Below are 24151 nucleotides of genomic sequence, written 5' to 3' on the forward strand. Positions count from 1 at the left end.
TCTTTCTTACCAGCAATTCGCAGCATGAATAAACGGAATGATATCTCTCTTAAAGGTCGTTTGTTGGGTAACGTCGGGAGCGCTAAAACTACAGGCCTCACCAGCCGAATCAATCCGGCTGCACGTTTTCTGTTTTTTGCTTGAGGAGTGACCCATGGTTGCCGCATTGCTTGATCGTCTTGGTGTGAACCCGGCCCTGTACCAGAACGGCAAAGTGCCGGTGCATTCGCCGATCGATGGCAGCCAGATCGCCGCCGTGAACTGGGAAGGCGCCGCTGAAGTCGAGCAGCACATCAGTCGTGCAGATCATGCGTTCGAATTGTGGCGCAAGGTCCCGGCCCCGCGCCGTGGCGAACTGGTCCGCCAACTGGGCGACATCCTGCGTGAATACAAGGCCGATCTCGGCGAGCTCGTGTCCTGGGAAGCCGGCAAGATCACTCAGGAAGGTCTGGGTGAAGTTCAGGAAATGATCGACATCTGCGATTTCGCCGTCGGCCTGTCCCGGCAGCTGTACGGTTTGACCATCGCATCCGAGCGTCCTGGCCACCACATGCGCGAAACCTGGCACCCGCTGGGCGTCGTCGGCGTGATCAGTGCGTTCAACTTCCCGGTGGCGGTCTGGGCCTGGAACACCGCGCTGGCGCTGGTCTGCGGCAACCCGGTGATCTGGAAACCATCGGAGAAAACTCCGCTGACCGCCTTGGCGTGCCAAGCGCTGTTCGATCGCGTACTGAAGAACTTCAGCGACGCGCCGCCGCACCTGAGCCAGGTCATCATTGGCGGTCGCGATGCTGGCGAAGCCCTGGTCGATGACCCGCGTGTCGCGCTGATCAGCGCCACCGGCAGCACCCGCATGGGCCGCGAAGTGGCACCGAAAATCGCCGCACGTTTCGCTCGCAGCATTCTGGAGCTGGGTGGCAACAACGCAATGATCCTGGGCCCAAGCGCCGACCTGGACATGGCCGTACGAGCCATCCTGTTCAGCGCCGTCGGCACTGCCGGTCAGCGTTGCACCACGTTGCGTCGCCTGATTGCCCATGAATCGGTGAAAGAAGAAATCGTCACCCGCCTGAAAGCCGCTTACTCCAAAGTGCGTATCGGCAATCCACTGGAAGGCAATCTGATTGGTCCGCTGATCGACAAACACAGCTTCGAAAACATGCAGGATGCGCTTGAGCAGGCCTTGAGCGAAGGCGGCCGGGTGTTCGGTGGCAAGCGCCAACTGGAAGACAAATTCCCTAACGCTTATTACGTCTCGCCGGCCATCGTTGAAATGCCGGAGCAGAGCGATGTGGTTTGCCACGAAACCTTCGCGCCGATTCTGTACGTGGTCGGTTACAAGGATTTCGACGAAGCGCTGCGCCTGAACAACGCCGTGCCACAAGGCCTGTCGTCGTGCATCTTCACCACTGACGTACGTGAAGCCGAGCAGTTCATGTCGGCGGTGGGCAGCGACTGCGGCATCGCCAACGTCAACATCGGCCCGAGCGGCGCGGAAATCGGTGGGGCGTTTGGCGGTGAGAAAGAAACCGGCGGTGGTCGTGAATCCGGTTCCGATGCATGGCGCGGCTACATGCGCCGTCAGACCAACACCGTGAACTATTCGCTGGAATTGCCGTTGGCTCAGGGCATTACCTTCGACTGATACCTCAAGTCGAGCAGTGATCCCCTGTAGGAGTGAGCCTGCTCGCGATAGCGATTTAACATTCAACATCTATGTTGACTGATAGACCTCAATCGCGAGCAGGCTCACTCCTACATTTTGAATGGTGTGTTGGTTAGGTTTCTGTTGGAGTCTGGCAATGCCGTTACGCGAAGAGTGTCTGTGGGAAAAACTGACGCCGCAAAGGCCTGACAACGCGGCGCTCAAGGGTGAGGTGACGGTGGATGTCTGCGTCATCGGCGCCGGTTTCACCGGTCTGTCGGCGGCGGTGCATCTGCTGGAAAAAGGCAAAAGCGTCTGTGTACTGGAGGCCCATCGCGCCGGTCATGGCGGTTCGGGGCGCAACGTCGGGCTGGTCAATGCCGGGATGTGGATTCCACCGGACGAGATCGAAGCCGGTTTCGGCGAGGCGGTTGGCAGTCAGCTTAATCGCATGCTTGGAGCGGCACCGTCCCTGGTGTTCAGCCTTGTGGATAAGTACAACATCGATTGCCAGCTTCGCCGTGAAGGCACGCTGCACATGGCACACAACGCCCGTGGCGAAGCGGACCTGCGCAGTCGTGAAGAACAATGGAAACGTCGCGGCGCGCCGGTGGAACTGTTGACCGGTAAAGCCTGTGAACAAGCAACAGGCACCAAAAAGATTGCCGCTGCGCTGCTTGATCGACGTGCCGGCACGATCAACCCAATGGCTTACACGACGGGGCTGGCCAAAGCGGCCATCGGTCTCGGCGGTCAGTTGTTCGACCATTCCCCGGTGACCCGACTCGAACGTCAGGGCCAGCGCTGGTCGGTACAAACCGCTCAGGGTTCGGTGCTTGCCGAGCAAGTCGTGATTGCCTCTAACGCCTACACCGAAGGTGACTGGACGGAATTGCGGCGCAACTTCTTCCCTGGTTATTACTATCAAGTGGCCTCGGTCCCGCTGACCGAAGAGGCCGCGCAACAAATTCTCCCGGGTGGCCAGGGTTCCTGGGACACCCGTCAGGTCCTCAGCAGTGTTCGTCGGGATAAGGACGGCCGTCTGCTGCTCGGCAGTCTCGGTAATGGCAATCAGAAACCGACCTGGTTTCTCAAGGCCTGGGCCGACCGGGTTCAGCAGCACTATTTTCCTTATCTCAAACCGGTGGAATGGGAATGCACCTGGACCGGTTGCATCGCCTTTACCCCCGATCATTTGATGCGTTTATTCGAGCCAGCGCCCGGTTTAGTGGCAGTCACCGGTTACAACGGCCGGGGCGTCACTACTGGCACTGTCGTCGGCAAAGCCTTTGCCGATTATCTGTGTAACGGAAATCCTCAAGCGCTGCCGATTCCCTTTGCGCCTATGCAGCCATTGGCGGGTGTGGGATTGCGCAGCTGTCTGTACGAGGCCGGATTCTCGCTGTATCACGCAGGCCAGTGCCTGCGGATCGTTATTTGATTGTTGAAATTTGTTGCTGGAAGCGGCGCTTTTTCGCGCAGCGACTAGCCTGTAAAAGGTGCGGGTTGTAGCAGTTCCGCACCAGCAGTGTGCACTTCGGTGACGCACGTTGTTACAGGCTGGTTGCACGTCGTTTGGCGCCGCGGTTGCAATGATGGCGCATGCGGGTTGCGCCTTTAAAAATAAATGGTTTCACCTCCCGCGGTTTAGACGGTTGCACGCCCAATGAAAATGGGATCGAAACAGTCGAAATAACAATAAAGCAGCGACTTTTCTCAGAATAAAAAACCGATGGCACGGCCCTTGCTCTGAGCATTCAGGAAGTCGCAGTGCCAACTAAAAAAAAACCTTGGAGCACCACCTCATGTCCCAGACGTTTTACAAAAAAGGCTTTTTGGCCCTCGCAGTGGCAACTGCGTTGGGTGTTTCTGCGTTTGCACAGGCTGATGTGAAAATCGGCGTGGCGGGACCGATGACAGGCGCCAACGCGGCATTTGGCGAGCAGTACATGAAGGGTGCACAGGCTGCGGCCGATGCGGTCAACGCAGCGGGCGGCGTAAACGGGGAAAAAATCGTACTGGTCAAAGGCGATGACGCCTGCGAACCGAAACAGGCTGTGACGGTCGCCAAGGACCTGACCAACCAGAAAGTCGCTGGCGTAGTCGGTCACTTCTGCTCCTCCTCGACGATCCCGGCTTCGGAGATCTACGACGAAGCGGGTATCATCGCGATCACTCCAGGCTCCACCAACCCACAAGTTACCGAACGCGGCCTGGCTGCCATGTTCCGTATGTGCGGTCGTGACGACCAGCAAGGCATTGTGGCCGGCGACTACATCGTCGACGTGCTCAAAGGCAAGAAAGTCGTGGTCCTCCACGACAAAGACACCTACGGCCAAGGTCTGGCAGATGCCACCAAGGCACAACTGGTCAAGCGCGGCGTAACGCCGGTGCTGTACGAAGGCCTGACCCGCGGCGAGAAAGACTTCAGCGCCGTGGTGACCAAGATCCGTGCGGCCGGTGCCGACGTGGTCTACTTCGGCGGCTTGCACCCGGAAGCCGGTCCACTGGTTCGCCAACTGCGTGAACAAGGCCTCAAAGACGTCAAGTTCATGTCCGATGACGGCATCGTGACCGACGAACTGGTGACCACCGCCGGTGGCCCACAGAACGTTGACGGCGTGTACATGACCTTCGGCGCCGACCCGCGCCTGCTGCCAGACAGCAAGACGGTAGTGGACGAGTTCCGCAAAAAAGGCACCGAGCCTGAAGGCTACACCCTGTACGCCTACGCTTCGGTCCAGACCCTCGCAGCTGCTTTCAATGGCGCCAAGTCCAACAAGGGCGACGACGCTGCCAAATGGCTGAAAGCCAACAAGGTCCAAACCGTGATGGGCGAGAAGACCTGGGACGCCAAGGGCGACCTGAAAGTCTCCGACTACGTGGTTTACCAGTGGGACAAGGATGGCAAATACCACCAACTGGAAAAACAGAAGTGATATGACCTGCTGATTGCCCGGCACCTTGTGCGCCGGGCAATCAATCAACATGTCCGTGCAGTACCTGTCTTTTCTCGTAGAGCTGCACACAACCGTGTTGCGCCGGTGGCTGAACCCCGGTCCGTCGTACACGGCTTCTGTGCAGTCTCTCAAATGCGTGAGATTGCGTTATGGATGGTATTTTCCTGCAGCAACTGGTCAACGGCCTGACCCTCGGGTCGGTCTATGGCCTGATCGCCATCGGCTACACAATGGTCTATGGCATCATCGGCATGATCAACTTCGCCCACGGCGAGGTTTACATGATTTCCGCTTACCTCGCGGCGATCAGTCTGGCTCTGCTGGCTTACTTCGGTATTGAATCCTTCCCTCTGCTGATGCTCGGCACACTGGTCTTCACCATCATCGTCACGGCGGTGTATGGCTGGGTCATCGAGCGTGTCGCCTACAAACCGTTGCGCAACTCCACACGACTGGCACCGCTGATCAGCGCCATCGGTATTTCGCTGATCCTGCAAAACTATGCACAGATCGCCCAAGGCGCCCGTCAACAAGGCGTACCCACACTGCTGACCGGTGCATGGCGAGTTGAAGTCGGGAGCGGCTTCGTTCAGCTCACCTACACCAAGATCTTCATTCTGATCGCCGCATTTGTCGGGATGGGCCTGCTGACCTACGTCATCAAGTACACCAAGCTCGGCCGCATGTGCCGCGCCACCCAACAAGACCGCAAGATGGCTTCGATCCTGGGGATCAACACCGACCGCGTAATTTCCTATGTGTTCATCATCGGTGCAGCGATGGCGGCCCTGGCCGGCGTGCTGATCACCATGAACTACGGCACGTTCGACTTCTACGCAGGCTTCGTCATCGGGATCAAAGCGTTCACCGCCGCGGTACTCGGCGGGATCGGTTCGCTGCCTGGCGCCATGCTCGGCGGGATTATTCTGGGGATCTCCGAATCACTGTTCTCAGGTCTGGTGAACTCGGACTACAAAGACGTTTTCAGCTTCTCGCTGCTCGTTCTTGTTCTGGTCTTTCGGCCTCAAGGCCTGCTCGGCCGTCCTCTTGTGTCGAAGGTGTAAGCGATGTCTTCAACCACTAAAAAAACCATTGATCTCAAAAGAAGCCTGGTTGACGCGATTCTTGCCGGCCTGGTGGCCCTGATTGTGTTCGGCCCGATTGTCGGCGTGGTTCTCGACGGCTACGGCTTCAACCTGGAAACGACCCGGGTAGCGTGGATTGTCGCCATTGTCATGGCCGGCCGCTTTGCCTTGAGCCTGTTCCTGCAAACCCCCAAGGGCCTGAAAATTCTTGAAGGCTTTGAAAGCACCGGCTCCGGCGTTCATGTACTGCCGCCGGACTATAAAAGCCGGTTGCGCTGGATCATTCCGGTGTTGATTGTCGTTGCCGTGGTGTTCCCGTTTTTCTCCAACTCCTACTTGCTGGGCGTGGTCATCCTCGGACTGATCTACGTACTGCTGGGCCTGGGGCTGAACATCGTGGTCGGTCTGGCCGGTCTGCTCGACCTGGGTTACGTGGCGTTCTACGCCATCGGTGCCTACGGCTTGGCGCTCGGTTACCAATACCTCGGTCTGGGCTTCTGGACGGTGCTGCCGCTGGCGGCGATCACCGCCGGCCTTGCCGGTTGCATCCTCGGTTTCCCGGTACTGCGCCTGCACGGTGACTACCTGGCGATCGTGACCCTGGGTTTCGGTGAAATCATCCGGTTGATCCTCAATAACTGGCTGTCCCTGACCGGCGGCCCGAATGGCATGGCCGCTCCGTTGCCAACCTTCTTCGGCATCGAGTTCGGCAAGAGGGCAAAAGAGGGCGGGGTACCGTTCCATGAGTTCTTTGGCATCGCCTACAACCCGGACGTGAAGTACTACTTCATCTACACGGTGTTGTTCCTGGTGGTATTGGCCGTGTTGCATATCAAGCACCGCTTGACCCGCATGCCGGTCGGTCGCGCCTGGGAAGCCTTGCGTGAAGACGAAATCGCCTGCCGCTCCATGGGTCTGAACCACGTACTGGTCAAACTCTCGGCGTTCACCATCGGTGCATCGACGGCCGGTTTGGCGGGCGTGTTCTTCGCCACCTACCAAGGCTTCGTCAACCCGACCTCGTTCACCTTCTTCGAATCGGCATTGATCCTCGCCATCGTGGTGCTCGGCGGCATGGGCTCGACCATCGGCGTGGTGATTGCGGCCTTCGTGCTGACCGTCGCCCCGGAACTGCTGCGGGGGTTCGCGGAATATCGCGTGCTGCTGTTCGGTATCCTGATGGTGTTGATGATGATCTGGCGACCGCGCGGCCTGATTCGGATCAGCCGTACCGGTGTGACCCCGCGTAAAGGAGTAGCGCCATGAGCGAAGTCGTACTCTCGGTCGAGAAGCTGATGATGCACTTCGGCGGCATCAAGGCGTTGAACGATGTCAGCCTGAAGGTCAAACGCAACTCGATCTTCGCCCTGATCGGCCCCAATGGCGCCGGCAAGACCACCGTGTTCAACTGCCTGACCGGGTTCTACAAGGCCTCGGGCGGCAAGATTGAACTCAACGTGCGTGGCGAGCGCACCGATGTCATCAAAATGCTGGGCGAACCGTTCAAGGCGACAGATTTTGTATCGCCAAAAAACTTCATCAGCCGGCTGCATTACAAGATGTTCGGCGGCACTCACCTGGTGAACCGTGCCGGCCTGGCGCGGACGTTCCAGAACATTCGCCTGTTCAAGGAAATGTCGGTGCTGGAAAACCTGCTGGTGGCCCAACACATGTGGGTCAATCGGAGCATGCTGGCCGGGATCCTCAACACCAAGGGTTATCGCAAAGCCGAAAGCGATGCGCTGGACCATGCGTTCTACTGGCTGGAAGTGGTGGACCTGGTGGACTGCGCCAACCGTCTGGCCGGTGAACTGTCCTACGGCCAGCAACGTCGTCTGGAAATTGCCCGGGCCATGTGCACCCGGCCGCAAATCATCTGCCTCGACGAACCGGCCGCCGGCCTCAACCCTCAGGAAACCGAAGCGCTGAGCGCGATGATCCGGCTGCTGCGCGACGAGCACGATCTGACCGTGGTGCTGATCGAACACGACATGGGCATGGTAATGAGCATTTCCGACCACATCGTGGTGCTGGACCACGGCATCGTCATCGCCGAGGGCGGCCCCGAGGCCATCCGACACGATCCGAAAGTGATTGCGGCCTACCTGGGCGCCGATGAAGAGGAAGTGGTGCTATGAGCAAACCCATCCTCGAACTGAAGGATCTGGATGTGTTCTACGGGCCGATCCAGGCCCTGAAGAAAGTCTCGCTGCACATCAATGAAGGTGAAACGGTCAGCCTGATCGGCTCCAACGGAGCCGGTAAATCGACCCTGCTGATGTCGATTTTCGGTCAGCCGCGAGCGGCGGACGGGGAGATCATCTATCAGGGTGTGGATATCACTCACAAGTCATCCCACTACATCGCGTCCAACGGCATCGCTCAATCGCCGGAAGGACGGCGGGTGTTCCCTGACATGACCGTCGAGGAAAACCTGCTGATGGGTACCATCCCTATCGGTGACAAGTACGCCAAGGAAGACATGCAACGCATGTTCGAGTTGTTCCCGCGACTCGAAGAGCGGCGCACCCAGCGGGCGATGACCATGTCCGGCGGCGAGCAGCAAATGCTCGCCATCGCGCGTGCGCTGATGAGCCGGCCGAAACTGCTGTTGCTGGACGAGCCGAGCCTGGGGCTGGCGCCGATTGTGGTGAAACAGATCTTCGCGACGCTGCGGGAACTGGCCAAAACCGGCATGACGATCTTCCTGGTGGAGCAGAACGCCAACCACGCCCTCAAACTGTCGGACCGGGCGTACGTGATGGTCAACGGCGAGATCCGCATCACAGGCACTGGCAAGGAACTGTTGGTTAACGAGGAAGTGCGTAACGCTTATCTCGGCGGCCACTAAACGGCTGAGTGGATAAAAAACGCCCTGACGAATCAACGTCAGGGCGTTTTTTTATGCCGGTCCTAAAGCTTTTTTGAAATTGTGGAAAACAATATTCACAAGCTCTCAAAGCGCGACATAAAGCCGCTGCAAATAGTTGTTTTGTCACGGTTTTGACTTGTCCCCGTTTGCTGTGGAGCTGGCTGTGAATAACGTGGGAGTAGCTGGCTGAAAGCCTTTGAAACCGTGGCTTGCAGAGTTGTGGTTGTTTTTTGATCAGGCGTTTTTGCGGGACCGCGAGCGAGCTTTGTCAACCTTTTTGTTGGTGACGAAAACGGACCGAAATGAAGTGGGGCTGCCTGTGGATAAGTCTGTGGTTAAACTCTGGAAAGACTCGGCTGAAGGCCGTAGTTACTGGCTTGGCGCCATCGTCGGTATGACCGGCCAATCGTGCAAAATGCCATGGGCTACACAGCCGGCGTTCCAGGGTCAAGCAAAAAAATTTCCAATTTGCCCGCAAAGCCTTGTGCACAGCGGCTTACAGCTTTTCCACTTGCCCCCGGAAACTGTGGACCGGCCTGTGGATAAGGTGCGCGCACATGGCTGAAAGCCACGGCAGGTAAGGCGTGGCATCGGTTGATCGTTTTTTGTACAGCTCGTGCGGTAGTTGCCGCTGTGGGCAAGGCCGGGCATGCTGGCTGCTGATTTTCTATTCCAGTGGCTGCCGATCAGCCGAAGCAAGGAGAACACGATGTCCAACACCCTGTTTATTACCGGCGCGACCTCCGGTTTTGGTGAAGCCTGCGCCCGTCGTTTTGCCGAAGCCGGCTGGAAACTGGTGCTGACCGGCCGTCGTGAAGAGCGCCTCAATGCGCTGTGCGCCGAGTTGTCGAAGCAGACCGAGGTCCATGGCCTGGTGCTCGACGTGCGTGATCGCAAGGCCATGGAGGAGGCCATCGCCAACCTGCCGCCGTCCTTCGCCAAACTGCGCGGGCTGATCAACAACGCCGGGCTGGCCCTGGGGGTTGACCCGGCGCCCAAGTGCAACCTCGACGATTGGGACACGATGGTCGACACCAACATCAAAGGCCTGATGTACAGCACTCGTCTGCTGTTGCCCCGCCTGATCGCTCACGGTCGCGGCGCGGGCATCGTCAACCTCGGCTCCATCGCCGGCAACTACCCGTACCCGGGCAGCCATGTGTATGGCGCGAGCAAAGCGTTCGTTAAACAGTTCTCCCTGAACCTGCGTTGCGACCTGCAAGGTACAGGTGTGCGGGTCAGCAATATCGAGCCGGGCCTGTGCGAAAGCGAGTTCTCACTGGTGCGTTTCGCCGGTGACCAGGAGCGTTACAACGCGACTTACGCCGGTGCCGAGCCGATCCAGCCGCAAGACATCGCCGACACCATTTTCTGGGTGCTCAATGCCCCGGCGCACATCAACATCAACAGCCTGGAGCTGATGCCGGTGAGCCAGACGTGGAGCGGGTTTGCGATTGAGCGTAATGCCAAGGTTTAAGACCGCGTAACGGCCATCGCGGGCAAGCCACGCTCCCACAGGATTTGTGTTGAATCGCCATTTCGCGAACGACAAAAAACCTGTGGGAGCGTGGCTTGCCCGCGATAGCTATCTTTCAGTCAGCGAAGATATTCGATCAGTCCGCGATAGCAGGTCGCCAAGTGATAAGGCGTGGTCGACGGCATGTCGCGGCGTGTCACGTCACCGTTCTCGTCCCTGCACTCATACCAGCCCCCCGCATGCAGGAAGCGCTGCTGCAACGACTGCAACTGGTGCAGCACTGCAGGCTCGCTGTCTGGTCGCAAGGTCAGGGCACGCAGGTATTCAGCCTGAGCCCAGATTCGCTGCGTAGCGTCCCGAGGTGAGCCGTTCGGCTGCAGGTCGAGCATGGCCCGCACGGCGCCGGTCTGTTGATCGATACCCAGTTGCTCGGTGAACGCAAAGGCGCGTTCCAGAGAGGTGTGGAGTGTCGAACCGCGCAGCAGCGAAGACGATTCCAGCAGGAAATACCACTCGAACTGATGCCCAGGTTCAAACCAGTTATCCACAGCACCCAGCGGTTTTTCCATCAACACACCGTGTTGCGGGTCGATAAAACGCTTCTGCATGGCTGTGCATAACTCGACGAGCGCGTCTTGCACGGCGACGTCTTTGCGCACCGATAGCGTGGCGAGGAAGGCTTCGGCCAAGTGCATCAGGGGATTTTGCAGCGGCCCGGACTCGAGCGAGGACCAGTCACGGTCGAGGCTGGCTTCGTACAGGCCGTCGCCCGTGGCAAAGCGCTGCGCGACCACTTCCAGTACGGCGTTGAGCACCGATTCCACCAGCGGTTCGCGGACCTTGTCCCAGTAATGGGCGCAGGCGAACAGGATGAAGGCGTGGGTGTAGAGGTCTTTGCGCTGATCCAGCGGCGCGCCCTGCGGGTCGACGCTGTAGAACCAGCCGCCATGCTCGGCATCGTGGAAATGCTGCTGCAGGGAACGGAACAGCGCTGCGGCGCGCTCTTCGGCGGCCGGTACCTGGCCGATCAGGCTGGAAAACAGGTAAAGCTGCCGTGCGCAGGCCATGGCCCGGTAGCGTTGGGGCGGCAGCGGTTGGTGCTCGGCGTCCAGCGCCTCAAAGGGCAACGCCATGTCGGCATTCCAGCCGGGGCCTTGCCAGAGCGGCACGATCACGTCCTGGAAGTGCTGTTGCACTGAGGCAAACAGAGCGGTCAATTCAGGCTGGGAGGCGGAGCGGGAAACAGGCGGCATTGGCTGGCGTCGTCACGGCAGGGTTGATTGCGCGACATGTTAGCAGAGAGCGCGCGTCGATCGTTCCCACGCTCTGCGTGGGAACGATCTTTGGGCGTTTAGCCTGCCAGCAACCACACGCCAGTCGCCGCCGACGCTGCACCCGCCAGTCGAACCAGCGGCGCCGCCGCTTGCGGCAACAACCGCACGGCTGCATAACCCAAGCCATGCAATGCAGCCGTCGCGGCTACAAAACCCGCCGCATACGCCCAAGGGCTCGACATCTGCGGCAACTCCAGTCCGTGCGCCACCCCGTGGAACAACGCAAACAACGCGGTTGCCGCAACGGCGAGGCTCAACGGCGGACGCACAGCCAACGCCACCGCCAGACCCAGCGCCAGTACCGACGCCGCAATCCCGCTCTCCAGCGCCGGCAGGTTCAGCCCTTCAAACCCCAGCAACCCGCCGATCAGCATGATGCCGACGAATGTGCACGGCAGCGCCCAGCGTGCAGCGCCTTTCTGTTGTGCCGCCCACAATCCGACCGCCACCATCGCCAACAAGTGATCGAGGCCACCGACCGGGTGGCTGATGCCGGCGATCAAACCGTTGTCGCCATGCCCCGGGTGGGCGAAGGCGATGGCCGGGGTCAGCAGCAGGGCCACGGCGCCCAGAATGCGTTTTAGTGTCATGGATAAGCTTCCTTGTTGATAAAAGTTGATCGTGTTCACGCCGCAGTCAGCAGGCCCTGGCGTTCGATGAAGGCGATGATTTCTTCCAGGCCGAGACCGGTTTTCTGGTTGCTGAAAACGAACGGCTTGCCGTTGCGCATGCGCTTGGTGTCGCTGTCCATCAGTTCCAGCGACGCACCCACCAATGGCGCGAGGTCGATTTTGTTGATCACCAGCAAGTCGGATTTGCAGATCCCCGGCCCACCCTTGCGCGGCAGCTTGTCGCCGGCCGAGACGTCGATCACGTAAATGGTCAGGTCGGACAACTCTGGGCTGAAGGTGGCGGACAGGTTGTCACCACCGGATTCCACAAGGATCAGGTCCAGCCCCGGAAAGCGGCGGTTCAGTTGATCCACGGCTTCGAGGTTGATCGACGCGTCTTCGCGAATGGCTGTGTGCGGGCAGCCGCCGGTTTCCACGCCGATGATCCGCTCCGGCGCCAATGCTTCGTTGCGTACCAGAAAGTCGGCGTCTTCGCGGGTGTAGATGTCGTTGGTGACCACCGCCAGGTTGTAGCGGTCGCGCAGGGCCAGGCACAGGGCCAAAGTCAAAGCGGTTTTGCCGGAACCGACCGGGCCGCCGATGCCGACGCGCAGAGGTTGTGTGTTCATGTGCTTCTCCAAAATAACAGGCCCCAAATAAAGGCCCTAGGAACGGAACAGACGGCTGTACTGGCGCTCATGGGCCATGCACGCCAGGGACAGGCCGAAAGCAGCGCTGCCATAGTGTTCGGGGGTGATTCGGGTGGCGCTCTGTTGAGCCTCTTGCAGCAGCGGCAGCAGTTCGCTGGTCAGGCGTTGCGCGGCTTGCTGGCCCAGTGGCAGGGTTTTCATCAGCACCGCCAATTGGTTTTCCAGCCAACTCCAGAGCCACGCCGCCAGTGCGTCCTGCGGGCTGATATTCCAGGCGCGAGCGGCCAGTGCCCAGCCGAGGGCCAGGTGCGGCTCGGGACGTTGCTCAAGAAAGGCGCGGGCCGGAGCATCAAGCTCCGGCAAACCGTTGAGCAGTTGCTGCAACGAATAACCCATCTGCCGACTTTCCTGATGCAGCTCGCGGGTTTCCCGGCTGGCGCGATGTTCTTCGCAGCGTTGCAGCAACTCACCCCAGTTTTCATCAGAGGCGGCCACGCAATGGGCGAGCAGCAACGGCGCTTCGAAACGCGCCAGGTTCAGCAGCAACTGATCACTGATCCAGCGCCGGGCGCTATTGGAGTCGTTGACGCGGCCGTTATCCACAGCCATTTCCAGACCCTGGGAATAGCTGTAACCGCCAATCGGCAACTGCGGACTGGCCAGGCGCAACAGCGCCCAGGCTGGGTTCATAGCCGCACGCCGAATTGGTGCAGTTTCGGCGGGTAGTTGAAGTCTTCGTCGCCGTGGCGCGAATGGTGATGGCCGCCACCGTAGGCGCCGTGTTCCGGCTGGAACGGCGCTTCGATGTTTTCGACCTTGGCATCCAGCTGTTCGAGCATGGCCTTGAGCACGTAGTCGTCGAGCAGGCGCAACCAGTCATCACCGACTTGCAGGGCAACGTGGCGGTTGCCGAGGTGATAGGCCGCGCGAGTCAGTTCGAAAGCATTGGCGCAGGTGACGTGCAGCAGTTGTTCGGCCCGGGCGCAGACGCGGACGATGCGCCCGTCTTCGGCTTGCAGGCACTCGCCGTCGTACAGCGGTGGCTGACCGCGCTCCAAAAACAACCCGGCGTCTTCACCCTCGGCACTGAAACAGCGCAAACGGCTTTTGCTCCGGGCTTCGAAGGTCAGGTGCAGCTCGGCGGCCCAGACGGGTTGAGGGTCGATTCTGCGATGAATCACCAGCATCGGAAGGCTTCCAGCAATGGACAATGCTTAGGCTAGAGCAAGGGGCTTGCCAATCGAGCTAAGAGTAGGAAATGCCTGTCGGAGCTCAGCAAGTGCTTCAGGACGTTGCAGAATTCTGAGCTGGAATGGTGCGAGGATTTTTCAGCGGCACCAAATTGATGCTTGGAGGGATTTTTGTGGGAGCGGGCTTGCTCCCACATGGGTTATTCGGTGCTGCCCAAGCCTTGCCAATGCTTGAGGCCGATAAAGATGAATCGCAGTTGCTGAGTGATTTTCGCCTGCGGCGTCAGATGCTCGGGCAGCGCCTGCGCCGGCGGATCAATGATGTCCGGCAAGGTCGCGAATACGCTTTTAACAATCAGGTCAGCCATGACGCTCAGGCCGGCGATATCCAGGTGTTGCAGTTTCGGCATCAAGGACAAGTCGGCCGCCAGGTCCGAACTGATGTCTTCGCGCAAACGGCCAATGGCCTGGCGCACGGGCAGCGAGCCGCCGTACTGCTCGCGGGCCAGAAACAGGAACTGCGAGCGATTGGCCGTGACCACGTCGAGAAAGATCCGCACCGAGGCGTCAATGATGCCGCCCATGACGAACTCGTTGTGGCGCACCAGGCGAATGGTTTCGCGGAAGGTTTGACCGACTTCACTCACCAGTACCAGGCCCAGTTCATCCATATCGGCGAAATGCCGGTAGAAACCGGTGGGCACGATCCCGGCGGTTCTGGCGACTTCGCGCAGGCTCAGGCTGCCGAATCCTCGGCCGCATTCCATCAAGTGGCGGGCAGCGTCCATCAGGGCGTTGCGGGTCTGTTGTTTCTGTTCGGCGCGGGGCAGCATCGCAAGGGTGTTTTCTGGATAAGACAGCGACGCACTCTAGCAAATCGGCTTTGCCGGCGTCGAATGACTATCGGGGGATCAAGCGGGAAAGTGAGGCATCTATAACGTCAAAAGCCCAATCCGGGGATTGGGCTTTTTTTCAGGGCCGCCATAGGCTTAGCTCAAAGCGCTGTTGCGTTCGATGACACGGTCACCACCACCTTCAGCCAGGGTTTGACCTTGTGGAGTGCGGTCGGAACCATCAGCAGCCAGGGTTTGGCCTTGTGGAGTGCGATCGGAACCATCTGCAGCCAGGGTTTGGCCTTGTGGAGTGCGGTCGGAACCATCAGCAGCCAGGGTTTGGCCTTGTGGAGTGCGGTCGGAACCATCAGCAGCCAGGGTTTGGCCTTGTGGAGTGCGATCGGAACCATCAGCAGCCAGGGTTTGGCCTTGTGGAGTACGGTCCGAGCCATCCTGGGTGATCAAGCCTTTTTCTTTCAGGCGATCATTGCCACCTTCGGCGACGGTTTGGCTGAACTCCGAGTGGGTGGATTTCACTTGCGGTGTGGCCTGGTCAGCCGCTGGCAGGGCAAAAGCCGTGCTGGCTAACATCGAGAGGGTAAGGCTAAACAGTAATTGGCGTTTCATGATCGGGTGCTCCGTAGGAGGGCGATAAAGTGGGTACGAGGGCAATGCTACTCTCGATAAGTCGATATAAAAGTTCATAAACGCAATGGTAATAATCAACGGAATTGATTGTTCCGTGAAACGGCTCTAAATCGGGCGTTTCCGGCGGACGTTTTTGCGCTGAGATGGGTATTTTCCACTCACTTGCGCCATGCAAAAGTGCGGGGCCGGTAACGCTGGATTGAGGGGCATCCTGTCGCCGGCCGATTATTTGAGCGTTAAGCCAAATTTCTGTTAAACCTGCGCGCCATTTCCCAGTCGTAGACTCCATGGCAGGCCGGTTCTGCCCTAACGCTTCAAACGTGCGTCGCAGTCAGGGCGCTCAGTCGTATCAGGAGCCCTGTGCAATGACGCGCACTCGTAAAGTTTTTACCTGGACCCTCGCCAGCCTTGTTGTCCTGCTGGCCGTACTGGTTCTGATCATCGCGTTCTTCGATTGGAACCGGATCAAACCATCGCTGAACGCCAAAGTTTCCGAAGAACTGCACCGCCCGTTCGCCATCAACGGCAACCTCGCGGTGGTCTGGCAGCGTGAACCTGACGAGGGCGGCTGGCGCGCGTGGGTGCCGTGGCCGCATGTAGTGGCGCAGGACTTGAGCCTGGGCAACCCGGACTGGTCGAAGCAGCCGCAGATGGTCACCCTCAAGCGTGTCGAGTTGCGCCTCTCGCCCTTGGCCTTGCTGGCGCAGCGCGTGGTGATCCCGCGTATCGACCTGACCGAACCGAATGCTGATCTCCAGCGCCTGGCCGATGGTCGCGCTAACTGGACCTTCAAGTTCGACCCCAAAGACCCGAACGCCGAGCCTTCAAGCTGGGTGGTGGACATCGGAGCGATCGGCTTCGACAAAGGCCGCGTGACCCTCGACGACCAAAACCTGAAAACTCAGCTCGACTTGATCATCGACCCGCTGGGCAAACCGATTCCGTTCAGTGACATCGTCGGTGACAAAGCGGCGAAAACCGCGTCGCAGAAGGGCGCTGCGCCGCAGGATTACGCATTCGCGCTGAAGGTCAAAGGCCAATACCACGGCCAGAAACTCGCGGGCGAAGGCAAGATCGGCGGCCTGCTGGCGTTGCAGGACGCGGCCAGACCGTTCCCGCTTCAAGCGCAAGTGAAAATCGCCGACACCAGTGTCGAACTGGCCGGCACCCTCACCGATCCACTGAATCTCGGCGCCTTGGACTTGCGCCTGAAACTGGCTGGCACCAGCCTGGGCAATCTCTATCCGCTGACCGGCGTAACCCTGCCGGACACACCGCCGTACGAGACTGACGGGCACCTGATCGCCAAGCTGCATGAAGCAGACGGCGCGGTGTTCCGTTACGAAGAATTCAACGGCAAGATCGGTCAGAGCGACATCCATGGCAGCCTTGCTTATGTCGCCAGTCAGCCGCGCCCGAAGCTGAGCGGCTCATTGCTATCCAATCAACTGCTGTTTGCCGACCTGGCCCCGCTGATCGGTGCTGATTCCAACGCCAAACAAAAGGCCCGTGGCGGCGACAGCAAGCAGCCGGCGGACAAGGTGTTGCCGGTCGAAGAGTTTAAAACCGAGCGCTGGCGCGATATGGACGCTGACGTCGAGTTCACTGGCAAGCGCATCGTCCACAGCGAAAAACTGCCGTTCAACGATCTCTACACCCACCTGATACTCACCGACGGCGTGCTCAGCCTTGAACCCCTGCGCTTCGGCGTGGCCGGCGGCAACCTGGATGCTCAGATTCGCCTCAATGGCCGAACCGAACCGCTGGAAGGCCGGGCCAAACTCACCGCACGCAAGTTCAAACTCAAGCAGTTGTTCCCGACCTTTGAGCCGATGAAAACCAGTTTCGGCGAGCTCAATGGCGATGCCGACATCACCGGTCGTGGCAACTCGGTGGCCAAACTGCTGGGCACTGCCAATGGCAATCTGAAGATGCTGATCAATGACGGTGCCATCAGCCGCGAACTCATGGAACTGGCCGGGCTCAACGTTGGCAACTATGTGGTCGGCAAAATCTTTGGTGACAAGGAAGTGAAGATCAACTGCGCTGCCGCCGACTTCGATATCAAGACCGGTCTGGCGACCACGCGCCTGTTCGTCTTCGATACCGAAAACGCGATTATCTACATCGATGGCACCGCCAACATGGCGACTGAACAACTGGACCTGACCATCACTCCGGAATCCAAGGGCTGGCGCTTGATATCGCTGCGTTCGCCGCTGTATGTGCGGGGCAAGTTCATCAAGCCTGATGCGGGTGTGAAGGCTGTGCCGCTGATACTGCGCGGGGCGGGGATGGTGGCGTTGGGTGTGATTGCCGCACCGGCGGCGGGGTTGCTGGCGTTGGTGGCGCCGAGCGGTGGCGAACCGAATCAGTGCGCGCCGTTGCTGGAGCAGATGAAGGCCGGCAAGGCGCCAGTCACCGTCAAACCCACCCGGTAACCAGAGATCGTTCCCACGCGGAGTGGGAACGATCAGTCATCTTAAGGCCGCGATCTTGGCAATAACCCTGACAACGCTGCTTCCTCCTGCAACCACGCAAAAAACGCCCGGACCGGCGGATGCCGTTCGCGCCCCGGCACGCACAGTGCAGCGTAACCGGCGCCGTCGACCTGAACCTCGCCCTTGTAAGCCACCAGCAAACCGTTGGCCACGCTTTCGGACACCAGAATATTGCTCGCCAGCACCAGGCCTTGCCCGGCAATCGCCGCTTGCAGGGCGTAATGTTCTTCGTCGTATTCGCGGACCGCTGGGTGCCCCGCAAGCCAGGTCTCGCCCGATTGTGCGCACCAGGCCTCCCAGCCGTGGGCGTACAGTTTGGAGTTGTGCCAGCGCACGCTGATCAGCGTCGGCGTTCGGCTGGCGGCCAGGGCGACTTGCTCCGGCGAGCCATAGACGCCGAAGGATTCGTCAAACAGACACAGGCCATAAAGGTTCGGGTAATCATCGAGGCTGTAGCGCAGCACCAGATCGACGCTGGCGTCCTGATGCAAATCGATGACTTCGCAATGGGTATCGAGCCGCAGGCTGATGTTCGGGTGCCGGGCGTAGAACCGGCCCAGCCGCGGCACCAGCCACAACGCAGCGAAAGCAGCGGTGGTGGAGATCGTCAGGCTCGCGCCGCTGCGTTGTGGGCGCAAGGTATCGACACTTTGCGCCACCTCCAGCAAGGCACCGTGCAAGCTGTGGAACAGCCGTTCACCGCAATCCGTCAGGCGAACTTGCCGTGGCAGCCGCTCGAATAACGGCACACCGAGCCAGCTCTCCAGCGAACGAATCTGATGGGAAACCGCCGTCGGCGTCACCGAGAGTTCTTCGGCGGCAGCCTTGAAGCTCAGCAGGCGCGAGGCGGATTCAAAGGCGCGCAGGGCGGTCAGCGGCAGCGAGGCAAACATTGAAAGCTCCATGGATGAAACCAATTCATCCAGACTGATTTTTGCTCATTTGAAGAGGGGCGGCTATGCGCTTCAAGCTGCAAGCCACAAGCAGTTTGAGTTTAGTCCTTCAGGAGATTCAGATGAGCACAATTCTTGCCGTACATGCCAGCCCCCGTGGCGACCGCTCTCACTCCCGGCGCTTGGCCGAGGTGTTTCTTTCAGCCTGGCAGGCGGCCAATCCTCAGTCGCACCTGACCCGTCGAGAAGTCGGTCGAGCGTTGATTCCGCCCGTCAATGAGGCTTTTGTGGCCGCCGCGTTTTACCCCGAACCCGATGCGCGGCCGCTGTCGATGCAGGCCGACCTAGCGTTCAGCGATGAATTGGTGGGCGAGTTACTCGATCACGATTTGTTGGTGATTTCCACGCCGATGCACAACTTCAGCGTGCCCAGCGGTCTCAAGGCCTGGATCGATCAGATTGTGCGACTCGGGCTGACCTTCAATCACACCCTGGACAATGGCGTCGCCCAATACGAGCCGCTGGTGCAGGGCAAGAAGGCATTGATCGTCACCAGTCGCGGTGGATTCGGTTTCGGGCCCGGTGGAGAACTTGAGGCGATGAACCATGCCGATCCGTTGTTGCGAACGGCATTGGGGTTCATCGGCATCACCGACATCACGGTTGTGGCCGCCGAAGGCGAAGAATCCGAGGCGCGCACGTTCCAGATCTCCGCCGCCGAGGCCGAGCAGCGTTTGCGGGCGCTGGCCAGGGAGTTCTAGATGGCCTGGCTGTTTTTGCTGATCGCCGCCGGCTTCGAAGTCACCTTTGCGATGGGCATGAAGTACGCCGAGGGCTTCACCCGGCTCTGGCCGTCAATGATCACCGTGGTGGCTGCGGTGGGCGGGATCTACTTCCTGACCCTGGCCATGCGCGAGTTGCCGGTGAGCATCGCTTACCCGATCTGGACCGCCATCGGCTCACTGGGCACGGTGTTTCTCGGGTTTGCGCTGCTCGGCGAAAGCCTGACGGCGGTCAAACTGGTGTCGGTCGGATTGATCGTGGCGGGGGTGGTGGGACTGAAGTAGGGCGGGATGTCATAGACTGGTCGTTGAGTTGTCATCTTCGATGCCGATGCTTGGCTGGTGTCTTGCATTCAGCCTTGCGTCACCTCACCGATCACAAGGACGTTCACCCATGTCGCAAGGTTCTGCCACGCGTTATCCGTTGGTGTTGGTCCCGGGAATGCTCGGGTTTATCCGTCTACTGATCTATCCGTATTGGTACGGGATTATCTCGGCGTTGCGCCGGGGTGGGGCTTTGGTGTTTGCGGTGCAGGTCTCGCCGCTCAATTCAAACGAGGTACGTGGCGAGCAGCTGCTGGCGCGGATCGAGGAGATTCTGCGGGAAACCGGGGCCGAGAAGGTCAACCTGATCGGCCATAGCCAGGGCTCGCTCACCGCCCGTTACGCCGCTGCCAAGCGCCCGGATCGGGTGGCGTCGGTGACGTCGGTGGCAGGGCCCAATCACGGTTCGGAGCTGGCGGATTACCTGCATAAACACTATCCGGGAGACAGTGCCAAGGGGCGTTTGCTCAGCGTTTTGCTGCGCTGGATCAGTGCGCTGATGAGCCTGCTGGATACTGGTTATCGCGGACCGAAATTGCCGGTGGATATCCATGCCTCTCATCATTCCCTGACAACGGAAGGCGTGGCGCTGTTCAACCAGCGTTATCCACAGGGCTTGCCTGAAACCTGGGGCGGGCATGGGCCGGAAGAGGTCAATGGCGTGCGGTATTACTCCTGGTCCGGGACCTTGCAGCCGGGCAAGACCGATCGCGGGCGAAACCTGTTTGATGGGACCAACCGCAGTTGTCGGTTGTTTGCCAGGACCTTCGTTCGAGAGGTCGGGCATTGCGACGGAATGGTCGGGCGTTACAGCTCGCATCTGGGGACGGTGATCGGCGATGAGTATCCGCTGGATCACTTCGACATCGTCAATCAGTCGTTGGGTTGGGTGGGCAAGGGCGCGGAGCCGATCCGGTTGTTTGTCGAGCATGCGGCCCGATTGAAAGCCGCCGGGGTGTAGCCTCCTGTGGCGAGGGAGCTTGCTCCCGCTGGGCTGCGAAGCGGCCCCGAATTGCGACCGCTTCGCGCTCGAGCGGGACGGTGCGGCGTTCCGACAAGCTCCCTCGCCACAAAGGTTTACGCGCGGCCGAGAACCGTGGTCCAGCGCTCCGACATAATCACCCCACCCAGCGTCAACACCCCGCCGACCAGGTGATACATCGCCAACTGCTCATGCAGCACCACCGCTGCAATCAGCGCAGTAATCAACGGCAGCAGATTGAAAAACAGGGTGGTCCGGCTCGGCCCCAGGCGGATCACGGCCTGCATCCACGCCAATGGCGCAATCATCGAGGCCAGCAGGCAGGCGTAAAGCACCAGCGGAATGTTCTGCAGCGTCGGGCCGATTTTTGGTGACGCGAGGAACATCGGAAACAGCACCACCACCGCCACCCATACCTGCAAGTACAACAACACCAGCGGCGGCAAACGCAGCTGCCACTTTTTCAGCAGCGTGCTGTAGATCGCGTAGGCCAGGGTGGCGATCAGCATCATCGCGTCACCCAGGTTCACCCCGTGTTCGAGCAGCGCACCCAGGCTGCCGGATGAGACGACCACCAAAACCCCTGCGAGCGACAGCACCGCTCCGACCAGGGCCCCGATGGTCAGGCGCTGACCGAGACTGATGATCGCCATGGCCAGCGACATCAGTGGCATCAGCGACAGGATGATGCCCATGTTGGTGGCCGAGGTCAGGCTCGCGGCGAAGTACGCCAGGCTTTGGTAAACAGCCATGCCGAGCACGCCGAGCACAAAGATCTTGCCCAGGTTCGGGCGGATCGCTGACCAATGGGCGATCACCGGTTTGAGCATGAAGGGTGTGAACAGCAGTCCGGCAAGCAGCCAGCGGTAAAAGCCGATCTCGGCGGGGAAGATCGCCCCGGCCGACATCTTGGTGATCACGGTGTTGCCGGCCCAAATGAAAATGGCCAGCAGGGGATAAGCGTATTGCATCAGAGAAAACCAGAACGTTAATGAGGGGTGATTATCGCCTGTCTGAATACAGGCCTATACTTCGATCCGGACAACCTGCCCCTGATGACGGACAGCATGAACAGTAAACACATCGATCTGCTCGACTTCAGCGAATTGCCTGCCCCGGTGTACTTCCGTTATGCCGACTTTGATGCGCATCGATTTGCCTCAGCGCACCGTCATCCATGGGGCACGCTGGAGTATTCGGCCCACGGCGTATTGCACATGGAAATCGGCGGCAGCCGCTTCATGTCACCGCCGCAATATGCGGTGTGGGTGCCGCCGCAGACCGAGCACAGCTTCTACAGCCATCAGCCCATCAACTATCGCGCGGTCTGCCTGGCACCGCCGATGTGCCAGGACCTGCCGCAACAGGCCTGCACCCTGGCCATCAGCGACATCCTCAAAGCGATCCTCAAAGACTTCGCCACCCGGGACGTGAAGATTCCCGAGCACGAAGCCGACAAACGTCTGGCTCAGGTGTTGGTGGATCAGTTGCAACAGGCGCCCGTCCATGAGTGTTATTTGCCCTACGCCAGCAGCCCCGGCTTGCTCGGGATACTCGAAGCCTTGCAGGCCGAGCCCGGTGATAACCGGCCCTTAGCGGAATGGGCTGCGCAGATCCATGTCAGCGAACGCACCCTGGCGCGGCGGTTCGTGCGTGAGTTGGGCATGAGTTTTGGTGAGTGGCGGCAGCGGTTGCGGTTTCTGGCGGCGATCGAAGCGCTGGACAGCCATCGCAGCATTCAGGAAATCGCCTTCGACATGGGCTACAGCACCGGCTCTGCGTTTATCGCGATGTTTCAACGCCAGGCGCAGTGCACGCCGGAACAGTATCGACGCAGCCACCTTGAGAGCAGGAAGGTGTAACAGGTGTTGTCTACACTCCAGAACGAGGCCGTGCTCGTCGGTGCGGCAACAAGGAGAAAACTCCATGAAGATGTTGCGTGTCCCTTTGTTGATGATCGGTTTGCTGCTCTGCTCCCAGGGCTTCGCCGCCACTGAGCAACAGAACAAGATGACCACCTGCAATGCTGACGCTACCGCGAAAACCCTCAAGGGAGACGAACGCAAAGCTTTCATGAGCAATTGCCTCAAAGCTGCGCCCGCCGCCGATGCCGCCAAACCCCTGACGCCTCAGCAAGAGAAAATGAAAACCTGCAACGCTGATGCCGCCACTAAGGCGCTCAAGGGCGATGCGCGCAAAACCTTCATGAGCGATTGCCTGAAGAAAAAATAATCGAGCGTCTACGGGGCGAAGGCATCTGCTCGCTTCGCCGCCGGAACGCTGGCAGACTGCCAATCCTTTTACGCCGTTCGTTTTGAGGCTGTATGCCAACGTTTTCTCAACGTCACGTCTTGCTAGTCATCAGTTGGGTCATTATTTTCGGCGGATTGTTGCTGGTGATACCGCTGCGGTTACTGCCCAGCCTGCTGGCCGGGCTGCTGGTGTTCGAACTGGTCAACATGCTCACCCCGCAATTGCAGCGGTTGATCGAAGGTCGGCGTGCGCGCTGGCTGGCGGTGGCGTTGTTGGGAACGCTAGTGGTCAGTGTGTTGACGTTGATCTTTGCCGGTGCCTTCAGCTTTCTGCTGCATGAAGCGGAAAACCCCGGCGCTTCTCTCGACAAATTCATGGGGGTGGTTGATCGGGCGCGTGGGCAACTGCCGCCGTTCATCGACGCCTATCTGCCCGCCAGCGCCGCCGAGTTCCGCGTGGCGATTGGCGAGTGGGTGAGCAAGCACCTCAGCGACTTGCAGCTGGTGGGCAAGGACGTGGCGCACATGTTTGTGACGCTGCTGATCGGCATGGTGCTGGGGGCGATCATTGCCTTGCAGCGCGTGCCAGACGTGACCAAGCGCAAGCCCTTGGCCGCCGCGCTGTTCGACCGCTTGCACCTGCTGGTCCAGGCATTTCGCAACATCGTGTTCGCCCAGATCAAGATTTCCCTGCTCAACACCTTCTTCACCGGGATTTTCCTGGCGGTGGTCCTGCCGATGTTCGGGATCAAGCTGCCACTGACCAAAACCCTGATCGTGCTGACGTTCCTGCTCGGCCTGTTGCCGGTGATCGGCAACCTGATGTCGAATACCCTGATCACCATCGTCGGTCTGTCGCTGTCGATCTGGGTGGCCGTGGCGGCGCTGGGCTACCTGATTTTTATCCACAAGCTCGAATACTTTCTCAATGCGCGCATCGTGGGCGGGCAGATCAGTGCCAAGTCGTGGGAGTTGCTGCTGGCGATGCTGGTGTTCGAGGCCGCGTTCGGCCTGCCAGGGGTGGTGGCAGGGCCGATTTATTACGCGTATTTGAAGAGTGAGTTGAAGCAGGTGGGGATGGTCTGATCCGCTGTTGATCTACTGTGGCGAGG

At 59.7% G+C, this 24151-nt stretch carries 25 protein-coding genes; 16 read left to right on the forward strand and 9 right to left on the reverse strand.

Going from position 1 to position 24151, the window contains the following annotated elements:
- The first annotated feature begins 154 nt into the window (after positions 1-154).
- The 9 genes from amaB (at position 155) to QF010_RS21750 (ending at position 10039) form a co-directional block, all read left to right on the forward strand.
- Positions 155-1645: an L-piperidine-6-carboxylate dehydrogenase gene (gene amaB, locus QF010_RS21710; RefSeq protein ID WP_008153370.1), complete on the forward strand. Its 1491-nt coding sequence runs from the start codon at positions 155-157 to the stop codon at positions 1643-1645.
- A gap of 157 nt (positions 1646-1802) precedes the next feature.
- Positions 1803-3086 carry an L-pipecolate oxidase gene (gene amaA, locus QF010_RS21715; protein ID WP_033055565.1) on the forward strand — a complete coding sequence of 428 codons (1284 nt, stop codon included), beginning with the start codon at positions 1803-1805 and terminating at the stop codon, positions 3084-3086.
- 364 nt (positions 3087-3450) lie between these two features.
- Positions 3451-4584: a branched-chain amino acid ABC transporter substrate-binding protein gene (locus tag QF010_RS21720; RefSeq protein ID WP_033055567.1), complete on the forward strand. Its 1134-nt coding sequence runs from the start codon at positions 3451-3453 to the stop codon at positions 4582-4584.
- Positions 4585-4754: 170 nt separating this feature from the next.
- Complete coding sequence (locus QF010_RS21725; protein ID WP_008153375.1) at positions 4755-5669, forward strand: ABC transporter permease subunit; 915 nt, start codon at positions 4755-4757, stop codon at positions 5667-5669.
- 3 nt (positions 5670-5672) lie between these two features.
- Positions 5673-6956: a high-affinity branched-chain amino acid ABC transporter permease LivM gene (gene livM / locus QF010_RS21730; RefSeq protein WP_033055569.1), complete on the forward strand. Its 1284-nt coding sequence runs from the start codon at positions 5673-5675 to the stop codon at positions 6954-6956.
- Positions 6953-7828 (forward strand): ABC transporter ATP-binding protein, encoded by an 876-nt coding sequence (locus tag QF010_RS21735; RefSeq protein WP_033055570.1) that lies wholly within the window; start codon positions 6953-6955, stop codon positions 7826-7828. The genes livM and QF010_RS21735 overlap by 4 nt, the downstream gene beginning before the upstream one ends.
- A complete protein-coding gene (locus QF010_RS21740) occupies positions 7825-8541 on the forward strand; it encodes an ABC transporter ATP-binding protein (protein ID WP_033055571.1) in 717 nt (238 codons plus the stop codon). The genes QF010_RS21735 and QF010_RS21740 overlap by 4 nt, the downstream gene beginning before the upstream one ends.
- 217 nt (positions 8542-8758) lie before the next feature.
- Positions 8759-9127 (forward strand): hypothetical protein, encoded by a 369-nt coding sequence (locus QF010_RS21745; RefSeq protein WP_429533926.1) that lies wholly within the window; start codon positions 8759-8761, stop codon positions 9125-9127.
- A gap of 144 nt (positions 9128-9271) precedes the next feature.
- Positions 9272-10039, forward strand: a complete 768-nt coding sequence (locus tag QF010_RS21750) for an SDR family oxidoreductase (RefSeq protein ID WP_429533927.1) — start codon at positions 9272-9274, stop codon at positions 10037-10039.
- Positions 10040-10158: 119 nt separating this feature from the next.
- Here QF010_RS21750 and QF010_RS21755 read toward each other — a convergent pair whose 3' ends face one another.
- The 7 genes from QF010_RS21755 to QF010_RS21785 all read right to left on the reverse strand — a co-directional run bounded on the left by QF010_RS21755 (position 10159) and on the right by QF010_RS21785 (position 15284).
- A complete protein-coding gene (locus QF010_RS21755; protein WP_429533928.1) occupies positions 10159-11292 on the reverse strand; it encodes an AGE family epimerase/isomerase in 1134 nt (377 codons plus the stop codon).
- A gap of 98 nt (positions 11293-11390) precedes the next feature.
- A complete protein-coding gene (locus QF010_RS21760; RefSeq protein ID WP_429533929.1) occupies positions 11391-11963 on the reverse strand; it encodes a HupE/UreJ family protein in 573 nt (190 codons plus the stop codon).
- A gap of 35 nt (positions 11964-11998) precedes the next feature.
- The gene (ureG, locus tag QF010_RS21765) at positions 11999-12613 is read right to left on the reverse strand and encodes an urease accessory protein UreG (RefSeq protein ID WP_008157381.1); all 615 of its coding nucleotides are present in this window, start codon (positions 12611-12613) and stop codon (positions 11999-12001) included.
- A 36-nt stretch (positions 12614-12649) separates the two neighbouring features.
- The gene (locus QF010_RS21770) at positions 12650-13324 is read right to left on the reverse strand and encodes an urease accessory protein UreF (protein ID WP_429511247.1); all 675 of its coding nucleotides are present in this window, start codon (positions 13322-13324) and stop codon (positions 12650-12652) included.
- Entirely contained in the window at positions 13321-13821 is a 501-nt protein-coding gene (ureE, locus tag QF010_RS21775; protein WP_429533930.1) for an urease accessory protein UreE, read from the reverse strand. The genes QF010_RS21770 and ureE overlap by 4 nt, the downstream gene beginning before the upstream one ends.
- Positions 13822-14024: 203 nt before the next feature.
- Complete coding sequence (locus QF010_RS21780; protein WP_033055580.1) at positions 14025-14657, reverse strand: TetR family transcriptional regulator; 633 nt, start codon at positions 14655-14657, stop codon at positions 14025-14027.
- Between the two features lie 156 nt (positions 14658-14813).
- Complete coding sequence (locus tag QF010_RS21785; RefSeq protein ID WP_429511246.1) at positions 14814-15284, reverse strand: hypothetical protein; 471 nt, start codon at positions 15282-15284, stop codon at positions 14814-14816.
- Positions 15285-15670: 386 nt separating this feature from the next.
- Between QF010_RS21785 and QF010_RS21790 the strand changes: the two genes are divergently transcribed.
- Positions 15671-17746, forward strand: a complete 2076-nt coding sequence (locus QF010_RS21790; RefSeq protein ID WP_429533931.1) for an AsmA family protein — start codon at positions 15671-15673, stop codon at positions 17744-17746.
- Positions 17747-17787: 41 nt separating this feature from the next.
- Here QF010_RS21790 and QF010_RS21795 read toward each other — a convergent pair whose 3' ends face one another.
- Entirely contained in the window at positions 17788-18711 is a 924-nt protein-coding gene (locus tag QF010_RS21795; protein ID WP_197281719.1) for a LysR substrate-binding domain-containing protein, read from the reverse strand.
- 110 nt (positions 18712-18821) lie between these two features.
- Between QF010_RS21795 and QF010_RS21800 the strand changes: the two genes are divergently transcribed.
- The 3 genes from QF010_RS21800 to QF010_RS21810 all read left to right on the forward strand — a co-directional run bounded on the left by QF010_RS21800 (position 18822) and on the right by QF010_RS21810 (position 20766).
- A complete protein-coding gene (locus QF010_RS21800) occupies positions 18822-19460 on the forward strand; it encodes an FMN-dependent NADH-azoreductase (RefSeq protein ID WP_429533932.1) in 639 nt (212 codons plus the stop codon).
- The gene (locus tag QF010_RS21805) at positions 19461-19766 is read left to right on the forward strand and encodes a DMT family transporter (RefSeq protein ID WP_008157366.1); all 306 of its coding nucleotides are present in this window, start codon (positions 19461-19463) and stop codon (positions 19764-19766) included.
- Positions 19767-19875: 109 nt separating this feature from the next.
- The gene (locus tag QF010_RS21810; RefSeq protein WP_033055591.1) at positions 19876-20766 is read left to right on the forward strand and encodes an esterase/lipase family protein; all 891 of its coding nucleotides are present in this window, start codon (positions 19876-19878) and stop codon (positions 20764-20766) included.
- Positions 20767-20882: 116 nt separating this feature from the next.
- On the opposite strand, the gene QF010_RS21815 is transcribed toward QF010_RS21810, so the two are convergent.
- Positions 20883-21758: a DMT family transporter gene (locus tag QF010_RS21815; protein WP_429533933.1), complete on the reverse strand. Its 876-nt coding sequence runs from the start codon at positions 21756-21758 to the stop codon at positions 20883-20885.
- A gap of 96 nt (positions 21759-21854) precedes the next feature.
- Between QF010_RS21815 and QF010_RS21820 the strand changes: the two genes are divergently transcribed.
- From QF010_RS21820 to QF010_RS21830, 3 genes are all read left to right on the forward strand, one after another.
- Positions 21855-22649, forward strand: a complete 795-nt coding sequence (locus tag QF010_RS21820; protein WP_033055627.1) for an AraC family transcriptional regulator — start codon at positions 21855-21857, stop codon at positions 22647-22649.
- A 64-nt stretch (positions 22650-22713) separates the two neighbouring features.
- Positions 22714-23019 carry a PsiF family protein gene (locus QF010_RS21825; protein ID WP_429511240.1) on the forward strand — a complete coding sequence of 102 codons (306 nt, stop codon included), beginning with the start codon at positions 22714-22716 and terminating at the stop codon, positions 23017-23019.
- 92 nt (positions 23020-23111) lie between these two features.
- Positions 23112-24125 (forward strand): AI-2E family transporter, encoded by a 1014-nt coding sequence (locus tag QF010_RS21830; protein WP_033055594.1) that lies wholly within the window; start codon positions 23112-23114, stop codon positions 24123-24125.
- Positions 24126-24151 lie beyond the last annotated feature (26 nt).

Source organism: Pseudomonas silensiensis (genome assembly GCF_050434865.1).
In the GTDB taxonomy this organism is placed as follows: Bacteria; Pseudomonadota; Gammaproteobacteria; order Pseudomonadales; family Pseudomonadaceae; genus Aquipseudomonas; species Aquipseudomonas fluorescens_W.

Bases quoted from the DNA above. Each gene is read 5' to 3' on its own strand.
- amaB (WP_008153370.1), top strand. From the start codon at position 155: ATGGTTGCCGCATTGCTTGATCGTCTTGGTGTGAACCCGGCCCTGTAC.
- amaA (WP_033055565.1), top strand. From the start codon at position 1,803: ATGCCGTTACGCGAAGAGTGTCTGTGGGAAAAACTGACGCCGCAAAGG.
- QF010_RS21720 (WP_033055567.1), top strand. From the start codon at position 3,451: ATGTCCCAGACGTTTTACAAAAAAGGCTTTTTGGCCCTCGCAGTGGCA.
- QF010_RS21725 (WP_008153375.1), top strand. From the start codon at position 4,755: ATGGATGGTATTTTCCTGCAGCAACTGGTCAACGGCCTGACCCTCGGG.
- livM (WP_033055569.1), top strand. From the start codon at position 5,673: ATGTCTTCAACCACTAAAAAAACCATTGATCTCAAAAGAAGCCTGGTT.
- QF010_RS21735 (WP_033055570.1), top strand. From the start codon at position 6,953: ATGAGCGAAGTCGTACTCTCGGTCGAGAAGCTGATGATGCACTTCGGC.
- QF010_RS21740 (WP_033055571.1), top strand. From the start codon at position 7,825: ATGAGCAAACCCATCCTCGAACTGAAGGATCTGGATGTGTTCTACGGG.
- QF010_RS21750 (WP_429533927.1), top strand. From the start codon at position 9,272: ATGTCCAACACCCTGTTTATTACCGGCGCGACCTCCGGTTTTGGTGAA.
- QF010_RS21755 (WP_429533928.1), bottom strand. From the start codon at position 11,292: ATGCCGCCTGTTTCCCGCTCCGCCTCCCAGCCTGAATTGACCGCTCTG.
- QF010_RS21760 (WP_429533929.1), bottom strand. From the start codon at position 11,963: ATGACACTAAAACGCATTCTGGGCGCCGTGGCCCTGCTGCTGACCCCG.
- ureG (WP_008157381.1), bottom strand. From the start codon at position 12,613: ATGAACACACAACCTCTGCGCGTCGGCATCGGCGGCCCGGTCGGTTCC.
- QF010_RS21770 (WP_429511247.1), bottom strand. From the start codon at position 13,324: ATGAACCCAGCCTGGGCGCTGTTGCGCCTGGCCAGTCCGCAGTTGCCG.
- ureE (WP_429533930.1), bottom strand. From the start codon at position 13,821: ATGCTGGTGATTCATCGCAGAATCGACCCTCAACCCGTCTGGGCCGCC.
- QF010_RS21780 (WP_033055580.1), bottom strand. From the start codon at position 14,657: ATGCTGCCCCGCGCCGAACAGAAACAACAGACCCGCAACGCCCTGATG.
- QF010_RS21785 (WP_429511246.1), bottom strand. From the start codon at position 15,284: ATGAAACGCCAATTACTGTTTAGCCTTACCCTCTCGATGTTAGCCAGC.
- QF010_RS21790 (WP_429533931.1), top strand. From the start codon at position 15,671: ATGACGCGCACTCGTAAAGTTTTTACCTGGACCCTCGCCAGCCTTGTT.
- QF010_RS21795 (WP_197281719.1), bottom strand. From the start codon at position 18,711: ATGGAGCTTTCAATGTTTGCCTCGCTGCCGCTGACCGCCCTGCGCGCC.
- QF010_RS21800 (WP_429533932.1), top strand. From the start codon at position 18,822: ATGAGCACAATTCTTGCCGTACATGCCAGCCCCCGTGGCGACCGCTCT.
- QF010_RS21805 (WP_008157366.1), top strand. From the start codon at position 19,461: ATGGCCTGGCTGTTTTTGCTGATCGCCGCCGGCTTCGAAGTCACCTTT.
- QF010_RS21810 (WP_033055591.1), top strand. From the start codon at position 19,876: ATGTCGCAAGGTTCTGCCACGCGTTATCCGTTGGTGTTGGTCCCGGGA.
- QF010_RS21815 (WP_429533933.1), bottom strand. From the start codon at position 21,758: ATGCAATACGCTTATCCCCTGCTGGCCATTTTCATTTGGGCCGGCAAC.
- QF010_RS21820 (WP_033055627.1), top strand. From the start codon at position 21,855: ATGAACAGTAAACACATCGATCTGCTCGACTTCAGCGAATTGCCTGCC.
- QF010_RS21825 (WP_429511240.1), top strand. From the start codon at position 22,714: ATGAAGATGTTGCGTGTCCCTTTGTTGATGATCGGTTTGCTGCTCTGC.
- QF010_RS21830 (WP_033055594.1), top strand. From the start codon at position 23,112: ATGCCAACGTTTTCTCAACGTCACGTCTTGCTAGTCATCAGTTGGGTC.